This is a genomic window from Streptomyces sp. NPDC102514 (assembly GCF_055584525.1).
Genome location: NZ_JBVJLW010000009.1, coordinates 172,799 through 195,222 on the forward strand (window position 1 = coordinate 172,799; position 22,424 = coordinate 195,222).

Annotated in this window: 19 protein-coding genes; 13 read left to right on the plus strand and 6 right to left on the minus strand. The window is 71.5% G+C overall.

Translation table 11 applies throughout. The annotated features are described in order from the left end of the window. Positions 1-129: 129 nt before the first annotated feature. Both uvrB and ACZ60E_RS23875 read right to left on the minus strand, forming a co-directional pair. Positions 130-2,262 carry an excinuclease ABC subunit UvrB gene (gene uvrB / locus ACZ60E_RS23870; RefSeq protein ID WP_469442951.1) on the minus strand — a complete coding sequence of 711 codons (2,133 nt, stop codon included), beginning with the start codon at positions 2,260-2,262 and terminating at the stop codon, positions 130-132. 40 nt (positions 2,263-2,302) lie between these two features. After that, positions 2,303-3,163 (minus strand): MHYT domain-containing protein, encoded by an 861-nt coding sequence (locus ACZ60E_RS23875; protein ID WP_210883660.1) that lies wholly within the window; start codon positions 3,161-3,163, stop codon positions 2,303-2,305. Positions 3,164-3,440: 277 nt separating this feature from the next. Here ACZ60E_RS23875 and ACZ60E_RS23880 point away from each other — a divergent pair, with 277 nt between their 5' ends. The 6 genes from ACZ60E_RS23880 (at position 3,441) to ACZ60E_RS23905 (ending at position 9,834) form a co-directional block, all read left to right on the plus strand. Next, a complete protein-coding gene (locus ACZ60E_RS23880; RefSeq protein ID WP_469442952.1) occupies positions 3,441-4,313 on the plus strand; it encodes a glycerophosphodiester phosphodiesterase in 873 nt (290 codons plus the stop codon). A gap of 145 nt (positions 4,314-4,458) precedes the next feature. Then, a complete protein-coding gene (locus ACZ60E_RS23885) occupies positions 4,459-5,013 on the plus strand; it encodes a methylated-DNA--[protein]-cysteine S-methyltransferase (RefSeq protein ID WP_469442954.1) in 555 nt (184 codons plus the stop codon). Between the two features lie 195 nt (positions 5,014-5,208). Continuing rightward, positions 5,209-6,480 (plus strand): MFS transporter, encoded by a 1,272-nt coding sequence (locus ACZ60E_RS23890; RefSeq protein ID WP_469442955.1) that lies wholly within the window; start codon positions 5,209-5,211, stop codon positions 6,478-6,480. A 117-nt stretch (positions 6,481-6,597) separates the two neighbouring features. Then, entirely contained in the window at positions 6,598-7,824 is a 1,227-nt protein-coding gene (gene fdhA, locus ACZ60E_RS23895) for a formaldehyde dehydrogenase, glutathione-independent (RefSeq protein WP_384809625.1), read from the plus strand. Between the two features lie 142 nt (positions 7,825-7,966). Beyond that, complete coding sequence (locus ACZ60E_RS23900; protein WP_469443158.1) at positions 7,967-8,866, plus strand: pseudouridine-5'-phosphate glycosidase; 900 nt, start codon at positions 7,967-7,969, stop codon at positions 8,864-8,866. Continuing rightward, positions 8,863-9,834: a carbohydrate kinase family protein gene (locus ACZ60E_RS23905; RefSeq protein ID WP_469442957.1), complete on the plus strand. Its 972-nt coding sequence runs from the start codon at positions 8,863-8,865 to the stop codon at positions 9,832-9,834. The genes ACZ60E_RS23900 and ACZ60E_RS23905 overlap by 4 nt, the downstream gene beginning before the upstream one ends. Positions 9,835-9,870: 36 nt before the next feature. Here ACZ60E_RS23905 and ACZ60E_RS23910 read toward each other — a convergent pair whose 3' ends face one another. Continuing rightward, positions 9,871-10,665, minus strand: a complete 795-nt coding sequence (locus tag ACZ60E_RS23910; RefSeq protein WP_469442959.1) for a methyltransferase domain-containing protein — start codon at positions 10,663-10,665, stop codon at positions 9,871-9,873. Positions 10,666-10,899: 234 nt separating this feature from the next. On the opposite strand from ACZ60E_RS23910, the gene ACZ60E_RS23915 reads away from it, so the two are divergent. Next, positions 10,900-12,027 (plus strand): magnesium and cobalt transport protein CorA, encoded by a 1,128-nt coding sequence (locus ACZ60E_RS23915; RefSeq protein ID WP_384809631.1) that lies wholly within the window; start codon positions 10,900-10,902, stop codon positions 12,025-12,027. Between the two features lie 127 nt (positions 12,028-12,154). On the opposite strand, the gene ACZ60E_RS23920 is transcribed toward ACZ60E_RS23915, so the two are convergent. Both ACZ60E_RS23920 and ACZ60E_RS23925 read right to left on the minus strand, forming a co-directional pair. Beyond that, positions 12,155-12,583: a CBS domain-containing protein gene (locus ACZ60E_RS23920; protein ID WP_384809633.1), complete on the minus strand. Its 429-nt coding sequence runs from the start codon at positions 12,581-12,583 to the stop codon at positions 12,155-12,157. A 148-nt stretch (positions 12,584-12,731) separates the two neighbouring features. After that, positions 12,732-13,385: a nucleoside/nucleotide kinase family protein gene (locus tag ACZ60E_RS23925; RefSeq protein WP_384809682.1), complete on the minus strand. Its 654-nt coding sequence runs from the start codon at positions 13,383-13,385 to the stop codon at positions 12,732-12,734. Between the two features lie 151 nt (positions 13,386-13,536). Here ACZ60E_RS23925 and ACZ60E_RS23930 point away from each other — a divergent pair, with 151 nt between their 5' ends. The 3 genes from ACZ60E_RS23930 (at position 13,537) to ACZ60E_RS23940 (ending at position 16,580) form a co-directional block, all read left to right on the plus strand. Beyond that, the gene (locus tag ACZ60E_RS23930; RefSeq protein ID WP_469442962.1) at positions 13,537-14,244 is read left to right on the plus strand and encodes a DUF2293 domain-containing protein; all 708 of its coding nucleotides are present in this window, start codon (positions 13,537-13,539) and stop codon (positions 14,242-14,244) included. 192 nt (positions 14,245-14,436) lie between these two features. Continuing rightward, entirely contained in the window at positions 14,437-14,916 is a 480-nt protein-coding gene (locus tag ACZ60E_RS23935) for an anthrone oxygenase family protein (RefSeq protein ID WP_384809637.1), read from the plus strand. 176 nt (positions 14,917-15,092) lie between these two features. After that, the gene (locus ACZ60E_RS23940; protein ID WP_469442964.1) at positions 15,093-16,580 is read left to right on the plus strand and encodes a glutamate synthase subunit beta; all 1,488 of its coding nucleotides are present in this window, start codon (positions 15,093-15,095) and stop codon (positions 16,578-16,580) included. Between the two features lie 97 nt (positions 16,581-16,677). Here ACZ60E_RS23940 and ACZ60E_RS23945 read toward each other — a convergent pair whose 3' ends face one another. Next, positions 16,678-17,241, minus strand: coding sequence for a carboxymuconolactone decarboxylase family protein (locus tag ACZ60E_RS23945; RefSeq protein ID WP_469442965.1), 564 nt, complete (start codon positions 17,239-17,241; stop codon positions 16,678-16,680). Positions 17,242-17,288: 47 nt separating this feature from the next. Here ACZ60E_RS23945 and pdxR point away from each other — a divergent pair, with 47 nt between their 5' ends. From pdxR to ACZ60E_RS23960, 3 genes are all read left to right on the plus strand, one after another. Further along, positions 17,289-18,698 (plus strand): MocR-like pyridoxine biosynthesis transcription factor PdxR, encoded by a 1,410-nt coding sequence (pdxR, locus tag ACZ60E_RS23950; protein ID WP_469442967.1) that lies wholly within the window; start codon positions 17,289-17,291, stop codon positions 18,696-18,698. Between the two features lie 410 nt (positions 18,699-19,108). Continuing rightward, a complete protein-coding gene (locus tag ACZ60E_RS23955; protein WP_469442969.1) occupies positions 19,109-21,442 on the plus strand; it encodes a PEP/pyruvate-binding domain-containing protein in 2,334 nt (777 codons plus the stop codon). Beyond that, positions 21,439-22,347, plus strand: a complete 909-nt coding sequence (locus tag ACZ60E_RS23960) for a hypothetical protein (protein ID WP_469442970.1) — start codon at positions 21,439-21,441, stop codon at positions 22,345-22,347. Before ACZ60E_RS23955 ends, ACZ60E_RS23960 begins: the two co-directional genes overlap by 4 nt. Positions 22,348-22,424: the final 77 nt, after the last annotated feature.

The following is a 22,424-nucleotide window of genomic DNA, read 5'->3' on the forward strand; positions in this document are numbered from 1 at the left end:
TCTCGGACTGTCTCCCCTGTTGCCGCAGAATCCTGCGGTTGACCAGCAAGCCTACGCAGAGCCACTGACAGCCTCGAAGCCCGGTGCACACTTTGTGTCGGTCTTGCAACACTGCGCGGTGGCCTGGCGTCAGGCGATCCCGGCCTCCTTCATCTGCCGCAGCTCCTTCTTCATCTCCGAGACCTCGTCACGCAGCCGCGCGGCGATCTCGAACTGCAGGTCCGCGGCAGCGGCACGCATCCGCTCCGTCATCTCCTCGATCTGCCCCGTCAGTTCCGCCGCGGGGCGATCGGTCGGCACGGTCGCCTTGTCCTTGCCGGACCTGGCTCCCTTGGCCGCCTTGGACCCCAGCGCGGGCACGGGGGCCTTGGCGCTCTTGCCGTCCTTCGACTTGCGGTAGCCCGAGCCGAGCAGCTGTTCCGTATCGACGTCCTCGCGGGCGATCTGCGCCACGATGTCGTTGATCTTCTTGCGGAGGGGCTGGGGGTCGATGCCCCGCTCCGTGTTGTACGCGACCTGCTTCTCCCGGCGGCGGTTGGTCTCGTCGATGGCCTTCTCCATCGCCGGGGTGATCTTGTCGGCGTACATGTGGACCTGACCGGACACGTTGCGTGCCGCGCGGCCGATGGTCTGGATCAGCGAGGTGCCGGAGCGCAGGAAGCCCTCCTTGTCGGCGTCGAGGATCGACACCAGGGAGACCTCGGGCAGGTCGAGGCCCTCCCTGAGGAGGTTGATGCCGACCAGGACGTCGTACTCACCGGCGCGCAGCTCACGCAGCAGTTCGACGCGGCGCAGGGTGTCGACGTCACTGTGCAGGTACCGGACCTGGATGCCCATTTCCAGGAAGTAGTCGGTGAGGTCCTCGGCCATCTTCTTGGTGAGCGTGGTGACCAGGACGCGCTCGTCCTTCTCGGTGCGCTTGCGGATCTCGTGCACCAGGTCGTCGATCTGGCCCTCGGTGGGCTTGACCACGACCTCGGGGTCGATGAGGCCGGTGGGGCGGATGATCTGCTCGACGAAGCCGTCCCCGCGCGAGAGCTCGTACTTGCCGGGTGTCGCCGACAGGTAGACGGCCTGTCCGATGCGCTGCTGGAACTCCTCCCACTTCAGGGGGCGGTTGTCCAGGGCGGAGGGCAGCCGGAAGCCGTGGTCGACGAGGGTCCGCTTGCGGGAGGCGTCGCCCTCGTACATCGCGCCGATCTGGGGCACCGTGACGTGCGACTCGTCGATGACGAGCAGGAAGTCGTCCGGGAAGTAGTCGAGCAGCGTGTTCGGCGGGGAGCCGGGCTCGCGGCCGTCGAAGTGCATCGAGTAGTTCTCGACGCCGGAGCAGGAGCCGATCTGGCGGAGCATCTCCAGGTCGTACGTCGTACGCATGCGCAGCCGCTGCGCCTCCAGGAGCTTGCCCTGCTTCTCCAGCTCGGCCAGGCGCTCGCCCAGTTCCTTCTCGATGTCGTTGGCGGCGCGCTCCAGGCGCTCGGGCCCCGCTACGTAGTGGGTCGCCGGGAAGATGTAGAGCTGCTGGTCGTCGGTGATGATCTCGCCGGTGAGCGGGTGCAGTGTGGACAGGGCCTCGATCTCGTCACCGAACATCTCGATGCGGACGGCCAGCTCCTCGTAGACCGGGAAGATCTCGATGGTGTCGCCGCGGACGCGGAAGGTGCCGCGGGTGAAGGCCAGGTCGTTGCGCGTGTACTGGATGTCGACGAAGCGGCGGAGAAGGTCATCGCGGTCGATCTCGTCGCCGACCTTGAGGTTGACCATGCGGTCCACGTACTCCTGCGGCGTGCCCAGGCCGTAGATGCAGGAGACCGAGGCGACCACGACGACGTCGCGTCGGGTGAGCAGCGAGTTGGTGGCGGAGTGACGCAGTCGCTCCACCTCCTCGTTGATCGAGGAGTCCTTCTCGATGTAGGTGTCCGACTGCGGGACGTAGGCCTCGGGCTGGTAGTAGTCGTAGTACGAGACGAAGTACTCGACCGCGTTGTTCGGCAGGAGCTCTCGGAACTCGTTGGCGAGCTGGGCGGCCAGCGTCTTGTTCGGCGCCATCACGAGGGTGGGGCGCTGGAGCTTCTCGATCATCCACGCGGTGGTCGCGGACTTTCCGGTGCCGGTGGCACCGAGGAGGACGACATCCTTCTCGCCTGCGAGGATGCGCCGCTCAAGGTCAGCGATGGCAGCGGGCTGGTCGCCGCTGGGCTGGAAGGGACTGACGACCTCGAAAGGCGCCACCGTGCGTTCGATCTTGGATACGGGCCGCATGGAATCAACCGTACGACCCCGCACTGACAACGGGGTCCTCTCACCAGTTCTGCGGGGTCCGTGAATCGTCGTGGTGGCGGGAGCGGGGGCCGGGCACGTGCCCGCGTCGGGTGGGGTGGACCGTGTGGGCCGGGATGCCGGGCTTCTGCTCGGCGGCGCTCCAGTCGGGCTTGCCCATGACCATGAGCGGGTCGAACATCACGACGACGCCGGCGAGCAGCAGGAAGGCCAGCGGGCCGATCATCAGGGGCGCCAGCAGGGAGGCGGGCGAGTCCCCGGCGGGGGCGCTGGTGGCGCCGTGCAGATGGACGCTGAGGGCGGCCATTCCCGTGTAGTGCATACCGCTGACGGCGAGGCCCATGACGAGGCTCGCGCCCACGCTCCACAGGAAGCCGCGGACCTGGCCCGCCGCCCACAGGGCCGCGATGGCGGCGGCGACGGCTATGACGACCGAGGCGGCGACGGTGAGGGTGTTGTACTCCAGCTTGCCGTTGAGGCGCATTCCGGCCATGCCCAGGTAGTGCATGGAGGCGACGCCGAGTCCGGTGATGGTGCCCCCGGTGAACAGGGCCGTTCCGGAGGCTCCCCGGTATCCGACGATGAAGATCCCGATGCCGACCATGACGATCGCGACGCCGAGACTCGCGAAGGTCATCAGCATGTCGTAGTTCACCGGGGTCTCCCGGACGGAGAACCCCATCATCGCGATGAAGTGCATGGTCCAGATGCCGGAGCCGATCGCCGCGGAGCCGAGAGCGAGCCAGCCGGGCCGCCAGGAACGGGTGACGAGCATCGACCTCGTGGTGCAGCGCAGTCCGAGCGCTCCGCCGAGACACGCCATCAGGTACGCCACGAGAGGCGTGACGAGTCCGTAGCTGAATCCGTCGACCGTGCCCTGCATGCGCGGTTGCCTTTCCGCCCTGTTACATCCCGGAATTCCGTGAAACGCCCCCGCCCCAGGAGCGCCGCAGCGACCAGGGTTGTCGCAGAGAGTATGACTCGCACCTGAACGGTCGAACGATTTTCCGGCAAAGAATCACGACCTTGCCCCAGTTGTGCGGCACACGTGATCGGGCTTGGGCAACTCCATTCAATTTATGGCCATCCTGTACCCCCCTAAAGTTGACCGTCTGCTGTCACTCTGAGACCGTCCGTGATCGCAGACGCTAGGAGTACGCATGCACGCGCGCGCTGCCGCCGCCACGACCACCGCGCTCCTGGGAGCCGCCGTCGTTCTCCCCGCCCCCATCGCTCACGCGGCCGGGAGCACCGACCAGCCCGTGGTCATCGCACACCGCGGAGCCTCGGCCCAAGCCCCCGAGAACACCCTCGCCGCCATCGACCGGGCCGCCCGTCTCGGCTTCACCTGGGTCGAGAACGACGTCCAGCGCACCAAGGACGGCAAGCTCGTCGTGATCCACGACGACAGCCTGGCCCGCACGACCGATGTGGAGGAGGTCTTCCCCAAGAGGGCCCCCTGGAAGGTGAAGGACTTCACCGCCGCGGAGATCGCCCGCCTGGACGCGGGCAGCTGGTTCAGCGCCCGCTACAAGGGCGCGCGCGTCCCGACACTGAAGCAGTACATGAACCGGGTCTCGCGCAACCACCAGAAGCTCGTTCTGGAGATCAAGAACCCCGAGCTGTACCCGGGCATCGAGCGGGAGACCCTCAAGACCCTCAGCAACGAGGGCTGGCTGGGCCCGGCCCATGTACGGCGCAAGCTCGTGATCCAGAGCTTCAGTGCGGACAGTGTGCGCAGGGTGCACGCCCTGCGGCCCGACATCAAGACGGGCTTCCTGGGCACCCCGTCGGTCGCGGAGCTGCCCGCGTACGCGCGGTTCGCCGACCAGATCAACTCGTCGCACACGACGATCTCCCGCGGGTACGTCGCGTCGATCCACGCGCTCGAAGGGCCGCACGGCAAGCCGCTGGAGATCTTCACCTGGACCGTCGACACCGCCGCGGACACACGGCGTGTCACGGGTCTCGGCGTGAACGGCATCATCACGAACAAGCCCGACGTGGTGCGGAAGGCGCTTCGCGAGGGCTGAGCCCACGGGCCGACCGCGCGTCGCCAGCCCACCGTCTACGACCGCTCGTCGCCGGTGGCACGGACGCCTGTACGTGTCCGCGCCACCGGCGTCCGTATGCGTCCACGCCCCGGCGTTGTCAGTGGTGCGCCGTACCGTGGAGCGCATGAACAGCCATGGGCAGAACGAGCAGCGGGTGGTGTGGGCCGTCGTCGACAGCGACATCGGCCCGCTGCTGCTGGCGGCGACCGGCGAGGGCCTGGTCAGCGTGGTCTTCCACGCCACGGACGAGGTGCGCGACAAGACCCTGGAGCGGCTCGGATCGCGGTTCGCCGCCGAGCCCGTCGAAGCACCGGAGTCCCCGCTGCTGGCCGAGGCGATACGTCAGTTCGCGGCGTACTTCGCGGGCGAGCGCCGCGACTTCGAGCTGCCCCTGGACTGGTCCCTGATCTCCGGCTTCAACCGCCAGGTGCTGCGCGAGCTGGCGTCGGGCGTTCCGTACGGGGCGGTGGTGGGGTACGGCGACCTGGCGCGGCGCGTCGGTCAGCCGGGGGCGGCCCAGGCGGTGGGGATGGCCATGGGAGCCAATCCGCTGCCGGTCGTCGTCCCCTGTCACCGGGTCGTGGAGAGGGACGGCGGCATCGGCGGGTTCGGGGGCGGCGTGGAGACCAAGCGGAAGCTGCTGGCACTGGAAGGGGTGCTGCCGGAGCCGTTGTTCTAGGGCCGAGGGCACCACGAAGGGCTCGGCTTCGAGGCCGCCGCCGTTGTCGTGGGGGTGTCCTGGGCTCAGGACGAAGGGGGAGACTGCGCCGATGACCACGCCCGACTTCACTCGTGTGTACGCGTCCGACCCGGTGCGGTTCGCGGATCCGGGCGGTGTGCGCGCCCTCGCTCCGCTCGCTGGGGCGTGTTCGCGGTGACCGCTGTCGAGCGGCCGGTCGACGTGCCCGTCGACGCGGCCGGACTGCCCGCGCTGCGGCGCCGGACCTCCGCCGTGCTCATCGCCAGTCAGATCCTCGGCGGGCTCGGCGTGGCCACGGGCATCGCGCTGGCCGTGGTCCTGGCCCAGGAAGTCGCCGGTACGGAGTCGCTCGCCGGGCTCGCACCCACCGCGACCGTCACCGGCACGGCGGTGCTCTCGGTGCCGCTGGCCGCCCTGATGACCGCGCGCGGTCGCCGGCCGGGGCTCGTGCTGGCCTACCTCATCGGCGCGTTGGGAGCCGGGATCGTGGTGGCGGGCGCGGTCATGGACAGCTTCCCGCTGCTGCTGGTCGGCATGGCGGGTTTCGGCGCGGCCTCGTCGGCGAATCTGCAGGCGCGGTTCGCGGCCGCCGATCTGGCCGAGCCGGAGCGACGGGCGCGGGCCATCTCGAACGTCGTGTGGGCCACGACGATCGGCGCGGTCCTCGGCCCCAACATCGCGGCGCCCGCGGGCAGCAGCGTCTCCGGGCTCGGCATACCGGAGGCAGCGGGCCCCTTCGTGTGGGCGGCCGGGGTGTTCCTCATATCGGCGCTGCTGGTCGCGGTGCTGCTGCGGCCCGATCCGCTGCTCACCGCCCGCGCGCTGGCGCCGGTCGAGGAGCGGTCCCCCGCGGCGCGGTCCATCAGGGCGGGGGCGGCCGCCGTCCGGGCGTCCCCGCGTGCGCGGCTGGCTCTGGTGACGGTGGCCGTGTCGCACACGGCGATGGTTTCGGTCATGTCGATGACACCGCTGGACCTCGGCCACCACGGGGCGGGCATCGATCTGATCGGGCTGGTCATCAGCGTGCACATCGCGGGGATGTACGCGTTCTCGCCCCTGATGGGGCGGCTGTCCGACCGGTTCGGGCGGCTCTCGGGGATAGGCCTGGCCATGGCCCTGCTGGCCTGTGCGGCCCTCCTCGCGGGTACCGCGGGCGCCGATCACCGGCAGACCGCCGCCGGGCTGTTCCTGCTGGGGCTCGGCTGGTCCGCCGGTCTCGTCTCCGGCTCCGCGCTCCTGACCGACTCCGTGCCCCAGCCCGCGCGCGCCGCCGCGCAGGGACTCTCCGACCTGACGATGAACACCTCGGCGGGACTCGGCGGGGCCGCCGCGGGGCTCGTCGTCGCCCAGGCGAGTTACGGCTGGCTGAACGCCGTCGCCGCGTGCCTGTTGCTGCCGCTCGGCGCGCTGGCGCTGTTCACCCGGCGCAGAAGGTCCCGTCCGTGATGTGCCCGATGGGGCCCGCGCGAAGGCTGGCCGGAACGGTTCGCCGGTAGCAGACTCCGCCCTGCGCACAGCCATTGGCATCCGAAGGCACGGGGGCCGAAGGGACGGCGATCACGTATGAGCGGGAACAGGGCAGTCGCGTATCTCAAGCCGGGCGCGGTGGAAGTCAGGACCATCGACCACCCGACGCTCGAACTGCAGGACGGACCAGGGGTGGCGTCCGCGAACATCGGCCGCAAGTGCCGGCACGGAGTCATCCTGAAAGTACTCGCCAGCAACATCTGCGGCAGTGACCAGCACATGGTGCGCGGCCGTACGACCGCGCCCGAGGGGCTCGTCCTCGGGCACGAAATCACCGGAGAGGTCATCGAACGGGGCCCGGACGTCGAGTTCCTCGAAGTCGGGGACATCGTCTCGGTGCCCTTCAACATCGCCTGCGGGCGGTGCCGCAACTGCAAGGAGCGCAAGACCGGCATCTGTCTGAACGTCAACCCGGCCCGCCCCGGTGCCGCTTACGGCTACGTCGACATGGGCGGCTGGGTCGGCGGTCAGGCGGAGTACGCGATGATCCCGTACGCGGACTTCAATCTGCTGCGGTTCCCGGACCGGGACCAGGCGCGGGAGAAGCTGCTCGACCTGACCATGCTGTCGGACATCTTCCCGACGGGCTTCCACGGCGCGGTGAGCGCGGGCGCCGGGGTCGGCTCGACGGTGTACGTGGCCGGTGCGGGGCCGGTCGGTCTCGCCGCCGCGGCCTCGGCGCAGCTGCTCGGCGCCGCCGTGGTCATCGTCGGCGACCTCAACGCCGAACGCCTCGCGCAGGCCCGGAGCTTCGGCTGCGAGACGGTCGACGTCAGCCAGGGCGACGTGGGCGAGCAGATCGACCAGATCCTGGGCGAGCCGGAGGTGGACGTGGCCGTCGACGCGGTCGGCTTCGAGGCACGGGCCCACGGCCCCGACGCCCCGGAGGCGCCCGCCACGGTCCTCAACTCGCTGATGGGCCTCACGCGCGCGGGCGGCTCGCTGGGCATCCCTGGCCTGTACGTCACGGACGATCCCGGTGGGGTCGACCAGGACGCACGGACCGGCACGCTCAAGGTGCGGCTCGGCCTGGGGTGGGCGAAGAGCCACCGCCTCACCACAGGTCAGTGCCCGGTGATGCAGTACCACCGGGGGCTGATGAAGGCGATCCTCCACGAGCGGGTGCACATCGCCAAGGCCGTCAACGCGACGGTGATCGGTCTGGAGGACGCTCCGCGCGGCTACGCCGAGTTCGACCAGGGCGCCAGCCGTAAGTACGTCCTCGACCCGCATGGCGCGCTGACCGGCGTACGGCCTGTCTGAGCGCTGCCGCAGGACGAAAAGGGGTGCCCACGCGCGCGTGGGCACCCCTTTTCGTACCTCGGGTGTGCGCAGGGGTTTGGCCGGGCGCGCCGCCCGCCAGGGATGAGAGGAGAACCGACAGACAGGAGGCACACGCGTGCTGATGGTGTCCGAAAAGGTTCGGGAGGCGCTCGCCACGGGTCGGCCCGTGGTGGCACTGGAGTCCACGATCATCGCGCACGGGCTGCCGCGTCCGCGCAATCTGCAGGTGGCGCTGGAGCTGGAGGACGCCGTACGCCAGGAGGGCGCCGTTCCGGCGACGATCGCCGTGCTCGACGGGCAGCCCCGTGTGGGCCTCGACAAGGAACAGGTGGAGCGGATCGCCAACGAGGACGGCATCCGCAAGCTGGGCCATCGCGATCTGCCCCTGGCGATCGCCACCGGGGCCAGCGGGGCGACCACGGTCTCGGCGACAGCACTGCTGGCCGCACAGGCCGGGGTACGGGTGTTCGCCACGGGCGGCCTCGGAGGCGTACACCGGGAGTGGACGCTGACGCAGGACGAGTCCGCCGACCTGGGGCTCCTCGCGCGTACCCGCATCACCGTGGTGTGCGCGGGTGTGAAGTCGATCCTGGACGTGCCTGCGACCCTTCAGCGCCTGGAGACGCTGGGTGTCGCGGTCGCCGGATACAGCACCGACCGCTTTCCCGGCTTCTACCTGTCGGACTCCGGACACCCTGTGGAGTGGACGCTGGAGTCGCCGGGCGAGGTCGCGGCCGTCATGCGCGCGCAGGACACACTGGACGGGCCCGCGGCGGCACTGATCGTCGCCAATCCCGTACCCGAGGCGCAGCAGCTGGATCCCGCACTGCACGCGCGCGTACTCGCCGACGCCCTGCACGCGTGCGAGGCGGAGGGTGTGAGCGGCCAGGCGGTCACGCCGTTCCTGCTCGACCATCTGGTGCGCCACACCGACGGGGCATCACTTGAGGCCAATCTGGCGGCGGTACGCGGCAACGTACGGCTCGCGGGGCGGATCGCGGCGGCCTGGGCACAGGTGTGACGGGAGCCCATGGGACAGGCGGGGCCGAGGGGTCCGGCGGGGCCCTCCTAGTCGTCGGTGATGTCATCACCGACGTCGTCGCCCGGCATCGCGGGCCTCTCGCTCCGGGCACCGACACGGCCGCGGCCGTACGGACCGTGCCGGGCGGTGCGGGCGCCAACGTCGCGTGCTGGGCGGCCCGTCGACCCGGTACGGAGGTGCGGTTCCTCGGCCGGGTGGGCGCCGACTCGGCAGCGTGGCACGAGCGGGAGCTGGTCGCTTCCGGGGTGCGTCCCCTCCTGGTCGTCGACCCGCGGGCACCGACCGGGACGGTGATCTGCCTGGTGGACGCGGGTGCCTCGGCGGAACGCACCTTCCTCACGGACAGCGGCGCTTCCCTGCGCCTGGACGCCGACGACTGGTCTCCCGCGCTGCTCGACGGTGTCGCACGGCTGCATCTGTCGGGCTATCTGTTCTTCTCCGAGCCGTGCCGGGCGCTGGTGTCGGTGGCGGTGGAGTCGGCACGCGCGCGTGGAGTACCGGTGAGCGTGGATCCCGCGTCGGCGGGGTTCCTCGCCGAACTGGGGGTGGACCGGTTCCTCTCGCTCGCCGAGGGGGTCGACGTGCTGCTGCCGAGCCGGGACGAGGCCCGTCTGCTGACGGGCCTGCCCGATACGGCGGACGCGGCGGCCAAGTTGAGCCGCCACTTTCCGCTGGTGGTGGTCAAGCAGGGCGATGCCGGAGCCCTCGTCGCCCGGTCGGGGGCGGTCCGGGCCCGGGTTCCGGCGGTGGCGGCGACGCCCGTCGACACCACGGGCGCCGGCGACGCCTTCACCGGAGCCTTCCTGGCCGCTCTGCTCGCGGGTCGCCGACCGGAGGAGGCGACCGCCGAGGGATGCCGGGCCGGGGCCAGGGCGGTGGAGCAGGTCGGCGGCAGGCCGGACGGTCGGGAGGCGAAAGCGCCGGGCACGCCGGGCGCGGAGGCATAGCCCGACCGCCGCTGCGCGACATCCCCTCACACGGCACTACACCTTGCGCCCCCATGCCGAGATCAGCGGTGCCGTGGCCAGGTCCATGCCGCCCGCGGCCACGTTCGCCAGGTGCTGGTCGATGTCCTGGTCGGTGGCGAGGCCCGCCGTGACGAGCTGATCGCGGACCTCGCCGACCGTCGCGGACTCCAGGGCCCCGCAGGCGGGCGAGGTGAGCGGAAAGTACGCGTCCGCCTCGACCTGCCGCAGTCCGGCCTCGCGGAGCAGCCGGGGAAGCCGCCGCCCGTAGGAGAGTTCGGCGCCCCGCTCGGCGAGCACGTCGCGCATCGCTCGGCGCACCCGGTTGGCCAGCTGCTGCTCGGGTCCCCGCTCGTCCGGGCAGGCCAGCGGCTGCAGGGTGGGATCGGCGTCCTCGACCAGGAGCCGGCCGCCGGGCCGCAGCGCCCTGATCATCGTGCGCAACGCCCGGTCCCTGTCCGGCACATGTGCGAGAACGAGCCGGGCGTGCACGAGGTCGAAACCCTCGGCCGGCGGCTCGTCGACGCCCACGTCGTGGACGCGCAGCTGAATCGGCGGCCGCACGGCCAGGGGTGCCCAGGAGGTGTCGAGGTCGGTCGCGAAGACCCGGCCGGTGGGACCGACCCGCTTGGCGAGCCAGGACACCACCGACATGCCGCCCGCTCCCACCTCCCAGCAGCGCCAGCCGGATCCGATGCCGAACCGTTCCATGTGCCGGAACGTCGTGGGGTCGAAGAGAGCGGCGAGGGCGTCGAATCGCTGCCCCGCCCCGGGCTGGCGGTTGTCGAGGAGGTGTCCGTCGGTTCGCGTCATGCCCCGATCATCCCATTTGCCAGGCTTTCTCCGGAGGGTCGACGCTCCCGATGTGGGCGCGTCGCACGCGAGGGGCCGGTGTCACCGGAGACGACTTCGCTCCGCCACGACCGCGAGTTTCCGGAGCGGAATGTTCCGTTCCCACAGGCCGAACCGGCCGTCGAAACATCCTGGCAGACTGGCCGCGGCAAGGCGCAGAGTGCGGCGCGAGGAGATCCACGCAGGGAGATCCAGATGTCCATGGCAGGGAATCTGCGGAAGGTCACGAGCCTGAGCAGGGTCGGCGGCCTCCGCAAAGTGGCACGGCTGACACGACGGCGTGCCCGTGTCGACCTGAGTCACCCCGCCCGGTCACCGCTGGGCTCCGCGGTGGTGAACTGCGTGGCGTACGAGGAAGGGGCCAGGGTCCCCGCCGGCCGCGATCTGGTCGAGACGGTGGAGCGGGTCCGCAAGGCCGACGGCGGTTTCGTCTGGCTGGGGCTGCACGAGCCGACCGAGGTGGAGTTCGCGGGTATCGCCGAGCTCTTCGACCTGCACCCGCTGGCGGTCGAGGACGCGGTGGACGCCCACCAGCGCCCGAAGCTGGAGCGGTACGGCGACACGCTGTTCGCGGTGTTCAAGACGGTCTGCTACGTCGAGCACACCGAACTGACCGCGACCAGCGAGGTGGTGAACACCGGCGAGATCATGGTGTTCGTGGGCCGGGACTTCGTGGTGACGGTCCGGCACGGTCGGCACGGTTCGCTGGGCCCGCTGCGCGAGGAGCTGGAGGCCAATCCCCAGCAGCTCACCAAGGGGCCGGCCGCCGTACTGCACGCCATCGCGGACCACGTGGTGGACGACTATCTGAATGTCACGGCCTCCGTGCAGGAGGACATCGACGAGGTCGAGACGGCCGTGTTCGCGGCGGACGGCGCGCGGGCCGACCCCGGGCACATCTATCAGCTCAAGCGTGAACTCCTGGAGCTGAAGCGGGCGGTGGTCCCGTTGGGCCGACCGATCATGGATCTCGCCACGCGGCCGATACGGGTGATCGACCCGGAGATACAGGCCTACTTCCGGGACGTCTCCGACCACCAGCTGCGGGCCGCCGAGCAGATAGCCGCGTTCGACGAACTGCTCAACTCGATCCTGCAGGCGCACCTCGCGCAGGTGAGCGTGGCGCAGAACGAGGACATGCGGAAGATCACGGCGTGGGCCGCGCTGATCGCCGTGCCGACGATGGTCTGCGGTGTCTACGGCATGAACTTCGAGCACATGCCGGAGCTGCACTGGAAGTTCGGGTATCCCTTGGCGGTCGGCGTGATCGCAGTCGCGTGCTTCACCCTCTACCGGGGATTCAAGCGGAACGGCTGGCTGTGACCGCGCTCGTCCGGCACGGCTCGCCGGACGAGCGGGAGTTCACGGTGGCCCGTGGTGCGCGTAGTGCACTTAGTGCCTGTAGTGCCTGTAGTACACGGAGGCATCCGCTGACGGAGTGCCCGACCCCTCAGCGCGAGTCGCTCTTCGCGTAGACGCTCTCGACCCAGCTCGCGAGTTGCCCGTCAGTCAGATGCGAGGCCAGGTCGGCCTCGCTGATCATTCCGACCAGGCGCTTGTTCTCGATCACAGGGAGGCGACGGATCTGATGTTCCTGCATTTCACCGAGTACGTCGCTGACGTCGGCGTTCGCATCGATCCAGCGCGGGGTTCCCTTGGCCATCTCGCCCGCGGTGACGCGGGCCGGGTCGTGGCCCATGGCCACACAGCCGATCACGATGTCGCGGTCCGTGAGGATGCCGCAGAGCCGTTCGTTCTCGTCGCTGATGGGCAGGGCGCCCACCTTGAGTTCACGCATCAGCTGTGCCGCCCGGTCAAGGGTCTCGTGAGCGGGGATCCACTGGGCGCCGCGGTGCATGATGTCTCCGGCGGTGGTCATGTAGTACCTCCCGGTGCCGGACGGCCGGCGCGGCGCGGAGACGCACCGCTAGTCCCGGCGCCCTACATTCTCGCCGGGTACGGAGAGATACGCACCCGGACGGCCACGGCTTCGGCCTGACGCCCCGTCCCGTCCCTCGGCACACGCCTCACGCCTCTCTTCCGCCGTTCCACGCCGGATGACGTGGGTCGTCCGCCCGCACCAGGACATCGACCGTGTCGCCCGGAGCCGTCTCGGTCTCGTACCGCTCGTACGCGGGGAGCGTCCAGTGCTCGCCCTCCGGGGTGCGGCGGCGCAGTGCGGCCGGTGAGAGGCGTACATGGACAGTGAAGTCGAAGGGGAACCAATGGTGGAGGAGCAGCGGTCCATGCAGCAACAGCAGTGCGCCGGGCGGGAGTTGGACGTAGGGGGTGCGGGTTGCTCGGTCGGTCGCCGGGTCCAGGAGGTCGGGCAGGACGCGCCCGTCACCGTCGGGTTCCAGATGGCCGAAGACCTCTCGCCACAGGGCGCCGGTGTCGAACCAGCCGTCGTAGTAGGTGTCCACGTCCTGGCGGCCGTACTCGAACCGGAGCGAGGCGGGCCGCAGATAGCCCTCCGTGCCGACGACCAGGGCGGAGCGACCGCGTGGACGAAGGGCCTCGGCGACGCGTTCGGCGAGGTCACCGGGGCGGGCCGCCGGGGCCCCGTCGAAGGCGATGCGCGGCCAGGGGCTGCCGTCGGCCGGCTTCAGTTCGAGCAGGCGCTCGGCGATGAGGTCGCCGAGCCGGTCCCAGGTGATCGCTTCGAGTCGCACACGGCCCATGATGCCGGGCGGGCACACCCGTACGGCGACCGCGTGCCCGTACGGAGCTGTTCGGCGGCATCGATTGGGCGTGACGAGCGGTGGGGCGGCGGGAGGAGAAGGGGTGCGCGAGTCGGCGTGCGGGCGGGTGCCGTTCGGGAAGGAACCGCTTATGGCGACCATGGCTGCTCCCCCGCCCCGCACCGGGCCTCTTGTCGTCCAGCCGTTGAAGAGGCGGCACTGCGGCGAGTGCCGGCGTGGGCCGCTCCCGCTGCTGGTCATGGAGGAGGGGACGCCGAGATGCCTCGACTGCGCCGACCTCGGGCATCTGGTGTTCCTGCCCCGGGGTGACACGGCGTTGACGCGGAGGTCGCGGGAGGAGAGCGGGCTGTCGGCGGTCGTGGTGCGGTTCAACCGGCGGCGGAGCCGGTACGAGCGACAGGGGGTGCTGGTCGAGGAGGCGGCCCTCGCACGGGCGGAGCAGCGGTGCCTGGCGGACGCGGAGGCGAGACGGCGGCGCAGGCTGCGGGACGCGCGGCGGCGAGCTGTGGAGGATGTGCGGTTCACTGACGCGTTCGCGCGGAACATCCGGCGGCTGTTTCCCGGCTGTCCGGCCGACCGGGCGCACGCGATCGCCGCACACGCCTCGGTGCGGGGCAGCGGGCGGGTGGGGCGCAGCGCCGCCGGGCGGGCGCTGTCCGAAGCCGCGGTGGTCTCGGCCGTACGCGCGGCGGTGCGGCACACGGAGACTCCGTACGACCAGTTGTTGATGGACGGTGTAGCGCGCCATGAGGCCCGTCGTCGGATCGCCGCCGCGGTCGAGGTGACGCTGGCGGGCTGGCGGGAGGGCGGGCCGATCAGGGAGGGGGAGGGCGACTGACGGCGGTGGGTCCGAGACGCCTGGACATGGTGTCGAGCACCTCGGCCATGGCCGCCTTCACCGTCCGGCATTTCACTTGTGGTGACAGGGGGTGCCGGGCAGGATCTTGAGGTTCGGGGTGGTCCGGCCCTCACGGTTTCGGGAACGGTGCGCGAGTTGTTGACCAGTGGTTCTGCTTACGCGGGAGTTGCCATGATCGAGGGACCGTACTTCGTGCTCACCGTGGTGGGCGTGCTCGGCACCGGGCTGGTGGCCGGGGTGTTCTGCGCGTTCTCGACGTTCGTGATGAAGGGACTGGCCTCGCTGCCGCCGGCGCAGGGTGTCGCGGCGATGCAGGCGATCAATGTGACCGCGCTGATGCCGGCGTTCATGCTCGTGTTCCTCGGGTCGACCGCAGTGTGCGCCGTGATCGCGGTGGTCACCTTCGTGCTGTGGCCCGACGAGGGAAGGGTGGAGCTGCTGCTGGGCAGCGCGCTGTATCTGTTCGGCTGTTTCGGGGTCACGATCGCGGCGAACGTCCCGCGCAACAACAAACTGGCCGAGATGGACCCCGGCACACCGGAGGCCATCGCGTACTGGCCCACGTATGTGAGCGAGTGGTCGATGTGGAACCACATACGGATGGTCGCCGCGGCGGTGGGAGCGGCCCTGTACCTGCTGGCGCTGACCTGAGGACGCGGGGCGGCGTCCACCTGGGGCGGGCGCGGCCGTGGCGTCGTATCGTGGCGGGAAGAGTCTGCCAACAGGCCTCGCGGCCCACCGCCCCGACGACGGCGTCGGAGAGGGTGGAGCCGAGACGGTGGTGAGCGCCGTACGGGGCCCCGTGCGTGTACGTGAGGGGTACGGCCATGGCCGATCCCAAGGGTTTCCTGAACTCCTCCCGCGAGGAATGGCCGCGTCGGCCCGTCGAGGACCGGGTCCGTGACTGGGACGAGGTGTACGTCCCCGGGGCACTGCTGCCGATCGTCCGGACACAGGCCGACCGGTGCATGGACTGCGGCATCCCCTTCTGTCACGACGCCTGCCCGCTGGGCAATCTGATCCCCGAGTGGAACGACCTGGTGGCGCGCGACGACTGGCGCGGGGCGAGCGACCGGTTGCACGCGACGAACAATTTTCCCGAGTTCACCGGGCGGCTGTGCCCCGCGCCGTGCGAGGCGGGCTGTGTGCTGGCGATCAACCAGCCCGCGGTCACCATCAAGAACGTCGAGGTCGCCATCGCCGACCGGGCCTGGGCGGACGGGTTCGCGCCGCCGCAGCCGCCGGACCGGTTGTCGGGGCGGAGCGTCGCGGTGATCGGCTCGGGTCCGACGGGACTGGCGGCGGCGCAGCAGCTGACCCGGGCCGGGCACACCGTCGTCGTGTACGAGCGCGACGACCGGATCGGGGGGCTGATGCGGTACGGCATCCCCGAGTTCAAGATGGAGAAGCGGCATCTGGAGCGGCGGATCACGCAGATGCGGGCGGAGGGTACGAAGTTCCGTACGTCGACCGCCGTCGGGCGGGACATCGGGGCGGCCGAGCTGCGAGCGCGCCATGACGCGGTCGTCCTCGCCGTGGGCGCCACGGCGTGGCGTGAACTGACTGTGGAGGGAAGGGAGTTGAGCGGTATCCATCAGGCGATGGAGTATTTGCCGCTGGCCAACCGGGTGTGTGAGGGGGACCTGGAGGCGTCTCCGTTGTCCGCGGCGGGCAGGGATGTCGTGATCGTCGGCGGTGGTGACACCGGGGCCGACTGTCTGGGTACGGCGGTGCGCGAGGGCGCGAAGTCCGTGACCCAGCTGGACATCTACGCACAGCCCGGTGCGGAGCGCGACGAGGACTCCGAGCCGTGGCCGGTGTACCCGAAGATCTACCGGTTGTCGGCCGCGCACGAGGAGGCCGGGGCCCTGGAGACCTCGCCCGCGGCCGACGCGGACGCCCGGCTCTTCGCGGCGTCCACGCTCCGCTTCACGGGGGACGCGTCCGGCCGGGTGTCTTCGCTGCATCTAGTCGAGGTCGACGCCGACCGCCGGCCGCGTCCCGGCAGCGAGCGCGCGCTGCCCGCCGACCTCGTGCTGCTGGCGCTCGGGTTCTCGGGCCCCGACCGCTCCGACGGGCTCGTCGACCAGCTCGGCCTCGCCCTCGGCCCGCGCGGCACGATCACCCGGGACGCGGACTTCGCGACCAATGTGCCGGGGGTGTACGCCGCCGGGGACGCGGCGCGCGGCCAGTCGCTCATCGTGTGGGCGATCGCCGAGGGCCGGGCGGTGGCGGCAGCGGTGGACCGCCGGCTGACGGGCGACTCGCGGCTGCCCGCACCGATCGGGCCGCACGACCGCCCCATGACGGCCTAGCCTGCGCCCCCAAGCCCCAAACCCCAAGCCCTCAGCCCTCAACCCTCCACGCGCAGCAAGCCCCTCCCCTCCCCCGGCAGCACTCAGCCGGCAGCACTCAGCGCTGATCCGTGCCCGCCCTCTTCGCCGTGGACAGGGCGACGCGGTTCCAGGTGTTGATCGCGAAGGTCAGGGCCAGGATGCGGGCCAGTTCCTGGTCGTCGAAGTGCGTGGCGGCCTCGGCGTAGACGTCGTCCGGTACGCCGTCGGCCGCGACCAGGGTGACCGCCTCCGTCAGTGCGAGGGCCGCCCGCTCCCGCGCGGAGAAGAAGTGCGGGGCCTCGCGCCACACCGCGACCATGTGCAGCCGGTCCTCGCTCTCGCCTGCCTTGCGCGCGTCGTTGGTGTGCATGTGGAGGCAGTACGCGCAGTGGTTGAGATGCGAGGCGCGTATCTGGATCAGCTCGACGAGGGCGGGGTCGAGCCCTTCCCGGGCCGCGGCGTCGAAGCCGATGAGGGCGCGGAAGACCTTGGGGGCGGACTTCGCGAAGTCGAGGCGGACGGGTCGGGCGAGGTGACCATTTTCGGCCACCCCAGGGGACGCGATCGCCCCAGCCATCCCAGTCGTCCCAGTCGTCCCAGTAACGCTCGCGTTCGTCGTGTGCGTGCTGTTCGTCGTCATGCAGATGAATCTATGGGTGTCGGCGACCCCCGGTAGGGTGCATTTCCATGGCGGATTCATGGGTCAATTCGGCGGAGCGCATCGGCGCCGACCTGCATCTGGAACTGTCCGGTCCGGGTGGTCGTCGTGCCGCCCTGATCCATGCGCTGCGCGAGGCGATCCGCAGCGGGCGGCTCGCTCCGGGCACCCGCCTTCCTCCGTACCGTTCGCTCGCCGCCGACCTCGGAGTCGTGCGCAACACGGTGGCCGACGCGTACGCCGAACTGGTCGCGGAGGGCTGGCTGACGGCGCGCCAGGGGTCGGGCACCCGGGTCGCCGAGCGGGCCGAACCGCTGGGCGCCGAGGAGCGCGTACCCAGGAAGGCTCCGCCACGCGCGCGTGGGCCGCGGCACGATCTGCGGCAGGGCACGCCGGACGCGTCGGCGTTCCCGCGTACCGCCTGGCTCGCCTCCTATCGGCGGGCTCTTCAGCGTGCCCCCGCAGAGGCGTTCGGGCCCGGTGATCCCGCGGGGCGGCCCGAGCTGCGGGAGGCGCTCGCGGAGTACCTGGCACGCGCGCGTGGGGTCCGTACCGAGCCGGGGCGGATCGTGATCTGTTCGGGGTTCGCGCACGCTCTGCGGCTGCTCTTCCCCGCGGTGCTGCGGGGCCCGTTGGCCGTCGAGGCGTACGGCCTCCCCTTCCATCGGGAGCTGTTGACGGCGTCAGGGGTACGAACCGTCCCGCTGGCCCTCGACGAGGACGGCGCCCGGGTCGATGAACTGGGCAGGGAGCGGGCGGTGCTGCTCACGCCGGCGCACCAGTTCCCGACCGGCGGGCCGTTGCATCCCGCACGGCGTGCCGCCGTCGTCGACTGGGCACGCGCGCGTGGAGGGGTGATTCTGGAGGACGACTACGACGGGGAGTTCCGTTACGACCGCAAGCCCGTCGGAGCCCTCCAGGGCCTGGATCCGGAGCGGGTCGTCCACATCGGTTCGGTCAGCAAGAGCCTGTCGCCCGCGTTGCGGCTGGGCTGGATGGTCCTTCCCGAGCGGTACGTCGACGCCGTGCTGGCGGTCAAGGGCGAGCGGGAGGCGTGGGCGAGCGTCCCGGACCAGTTGACGCTCGCGGACTTCGTCGGGTCGGGCTCGTACGACCGTCATGTACGGCGGATGCGGCAGCGGTACCGGAGACGGCGGGACCGGCTGGTCGAGGCGCTCGCCGCGCAGGCGCCGCACGTCGAGGTCACCGGGATCGCGGCCGGGCTCCACGCGGTGCTGCGGTTGCCGCCCGGCAGTGAGCGGTCCGCGGTGAAGGCCGCCGTGTGGCAGGGACTGTCGTTGGACGGGCTCGCGGAGTTCCGGCACCCGGAGGCGGCCATGACCGCGCCGGACGGCCTCGTCGTGGGCTATGCCACGCCCTCGGAACACGCCTACGGAGCCGCGCTGAACGCGCTGTGCGCCGCGCTGCCACCTCCGTAAGCCCTCAAGCCCCGGGCCCCCGGCCCCTGGGTCCCTTGGGCCCCCTGCCTTCTGGCCTTCTGGCGCCCTGGCGCCCTGGCCCCTCGGCAGGACCCCTTCCTCAGGGGCCATCAGGCAAGTGGCCGGAAGCCGACCCTGTGCCGGCCGGCGAGAGAACACGCGGTGGGATCATCGCTTCAGGAGGCGCGTTGTTGACGCGGCCGTTTCATCGGTCGGTTTCTTCGGCCGGTCCGGCAAGAACCCGCCCCCATCCTTCGTTCCGCCGTCAGGCGCAGGGCCACCCCCGCGCGTCCCCCCTGTTGGCGGCCGGTCCTGGAGGGTGCTCGATGACGACGGTTGACGAACGTCACGAAGACGGTGCGTGCGACGGGGAGGAACGGGGCGCACACCGTCCCGCGTACGCCGTCCCCTTGAGCGATCCGCAGGCCACGCGCATCGTGCTCGCCGGTTCCAAGGCCGCGCATCTCGCCCGTGCGGCGAGGGCCGGGCTGCCTGTGCTGCCGGGGTTCGTCCTGCCGTGGAGCAACGGGCCGCGGGCCGCCGCGCCGGACGGCGCCGACGACGACCCACGGCAGAGCGAACCACGGCAGGGCGAACCCTGGCAGAGCGAACCTCGGCAGAGCGGCCCGTGGCAGTCAGCCGACGGGGACTCCGAACAGCTGCGCCGCGCCTGGCGGCAGCTCTCCGACGGTGGCGCCCTCCCCCTCGTCGTACGGTCCTCCTCGCCGCAGGAGGACACACAGGAGTCGTCCCTGGCGGGGCAGTTCGCGTCCGTGCTGGACGTGCGGGGCTGGCACGACTTCCGTGCGGCCGTACGGACCGTGCTCGACTCGGCCCACCGGCCGGACGGCTCGGTCGCACCGATGGCCGTGCTGGTCCAGCCCATGCTCACGGCCCGGGTGGGAGGGGTGCTGTTCGGCGCCGATCCCCTGGAGGGGCGGTCCGACCGGATGCTGGTGAGCGCGGTGCGAGGCGGACCCGACGCACTGGTCAGCGGCGAACAGCCGGGCACCACCTACTGGTTGACCCGGCGGGGCCGCCTGTCGCACACCGGCCCCGAGGGCGCCGAACAGCTGCTCGGGTCCGCCGAACTGCGCCGACTCGCTCGGCTGGCCCGGCAGGCGCGCGGAGTCTTCGGCGGGCCGCAGGACATCGAGTTCGGGTTCGACGCGGCGGGGCGGCTGTGGCTGTTCCAGAGCCGGCCCATCACGGCGATGGCGGCGCGGCCCGCGCGCGGGGCACGACTGCTCGGTCCCGGCCCGGTCGCGGAGACCCTGCCGGATCAACTGGAGCCGTTGGAGCAGGACTTGTGGGTGACGCCCATGGCACGGGGGCTGGCCGCCGCGCTCGACATCGGGGGCACCGCGCCACGGCGACACCTGCGGGCGGTGCCGGTCGTCACGACGGTCGGCGGGCGGGCCGCGGCGGATCTGCGGCTGCTGGGCGCCGTCCCGCCACGGCATCGATGGGCGGCGCTGCTCAATCCGGCGCCGGGTGCCCGCAGGCTGGCCGCCGCGTGGCGGGTGGGCCGGCTGACCGCGGCGCTGCCCGGTCTCGCGACGGACCTCGCCGCCGATGTCGACCGACGGCTCGCCGAGACACCGCCCCCGGACCGGCTCACCCGTCGCGAACTCGTCGCCGCCTTGCGCTGGACACGGACCGCCCTGGTCTCCCTGCACGCCCAGGAAGCCCTCGCCGGCGCCCTGTCGCCCGAGACCCGGGCGACGGCCGCGGACAGGGCATCGAACCCGGCATCGCGAACGGCCGCGGGTACGGCCCTCGCCGTCCTCGCGGAGGCGCGCGCCCGCGGCGTACCGGCGGACCACCAGGTGGTGGCCCGGCAACCGCTGGTGCTGGCCTTGGTGGCTCCCAGCCTGAACCGCAACCTGAGACTCCCGGCGAGCCCCGCCAGCCCCACTATCCCCGTCAGTCCCGCAGAGGTGGACGGCGGGCCCATCAGGCCAACGGCAGCCGCACTCCCCCTCCCCCCTCGTGAGTCCCTGCGGCTGCGCGTCCGCTGGGTTCAGGAGCTTCAGGTCCGGCTGGTTCGGGACGCCGCGCGGCGACTGACCGTGCCCGGGGATCAGGCCCATGCCCCGGTCGGATCAAAAGTGGGGCTGCTGCACTGGCCCGAACTCGTCGACGCGCTCGAACACGGCGTCCTGCCCGGTGATTTCGGGGAACGGCTGCCAAGGGCCGCTTCGGCACCGCTGCCCGACGCGTTCCGGCTCGCCGAGAACGGCACGGTCGTCGCCGAGCGCACGAACGGCAGAGGCGGCGGGGGCAGGGGCGAGGGACAGGGCGTGTCCGGGGGCCGGGCCACCGGGACGGCCTGGGACGGCACCGGCCCACGACCACCGGACCCCGTGCTCGTCGTCCGCACGCTCGACCCCGCGCTCGCCCCGCTCCTGCCCGGGCTCGCTGGACTCGTAGCGCAGACCGGCAGCCCTCTCTCCCATCTGGCCCTCCTGGCACGGGAGTTCGGGCTGCCCACGGTCGTCGGGGCCACGGACGCCGTACGCCGGTTCCCGGCGGGCGCCCGCCTCGCGGTCGACGGCGCCACCGGCGACGTACACCCGGAGGGCGACGCACCCCCGGACGGGGACGCACCCCCGGACGGGGACGCACCCCCGGACAAGGAGGTACGCGCGGACGCCCCCGCATCCGCATCCGCATCCGCATCCGCCCCCTCGCCCTCACCCTCCCCCTCACCCTCACCCTCACCCGGCCGAGGTACGCGATGAGGCGCGTCGCCTACCTCTTCGGCGGCGCGGCAGCCGCGGGCGCCGGTACGTACGTCGTCGTCTATCTCTACCGGTGGCAGTGGCAACGAGCCATCCTCTGCGGGGTGTTGCTGCTCGTCGTCGAGGTGCTGCTCCTCGGGATCGTGCTGCTCGGGCGGCTCGCGCGGATCGAGGAGCGGATGCGTGACGCCGACCGGCGGCAGGAGGACGTCCTCGCGCGGTTGCGGGAGAAGGAGGCCCCGACGGGTCCGGGCGGGAACCGGTTCCGCTGGCTGGAGGACGAACCGGCCAGCCCCACCCACGTCTTCGTACCGGTCCTGATGGTCACCGGTGTGCTGCTCTCCGGGCTCGCCTGGCTCGTGCAGCGGATCGCGTCCGCCACGGCCCGGCCCACGGCGGAACGGCGGCTGGCCGGGCGCCTCGCCGTCCTGGCCGCCCCCGATCCGGACGGCGGTACGGACCTGGACGACCTGCCGCCGCCGGGCGCCCGGCGGGACCGCGGCCGTACCCTGCGCGTACTCGTCGCGGGCATGGTCGGGAGCGCGCTGCTCGCGGCGCTCGTCGTCGGGCTCGCCGACCTCACGCAGACCCGCGAGGAGGAGGCGAGGGACTCCGAGGCGACCTCCCTGCTCCTGCGGGTCGACATGCGCGGCGCGGGCATGACCGCCGAACGGCAGTCCCTCGCCGCACGCCAGCTCTGGGAACGCTGCCGGGACTCGACGTCCGTACCACTGAGCCGCGCCAGCCTCGGCGAACTGGGCGACGGGCTCTTCGCCGGAGTGGTCCGGCCCGCGCTGAGCGACCACGACCGTATGCGCCTGCGCGGCTGTCTGGAGGACACCGGCCTGGACCGTACGCACCTCACGGTGGTCGGTGTCGGCGACGCGGACGCGGACGACGACTGAGCCCGCCCGGCCACCGGCAACGGGCGATGCCAGGGCACCACCACCCCTTGCCCGCTCCCGGGCACCGCCCCTTGTCG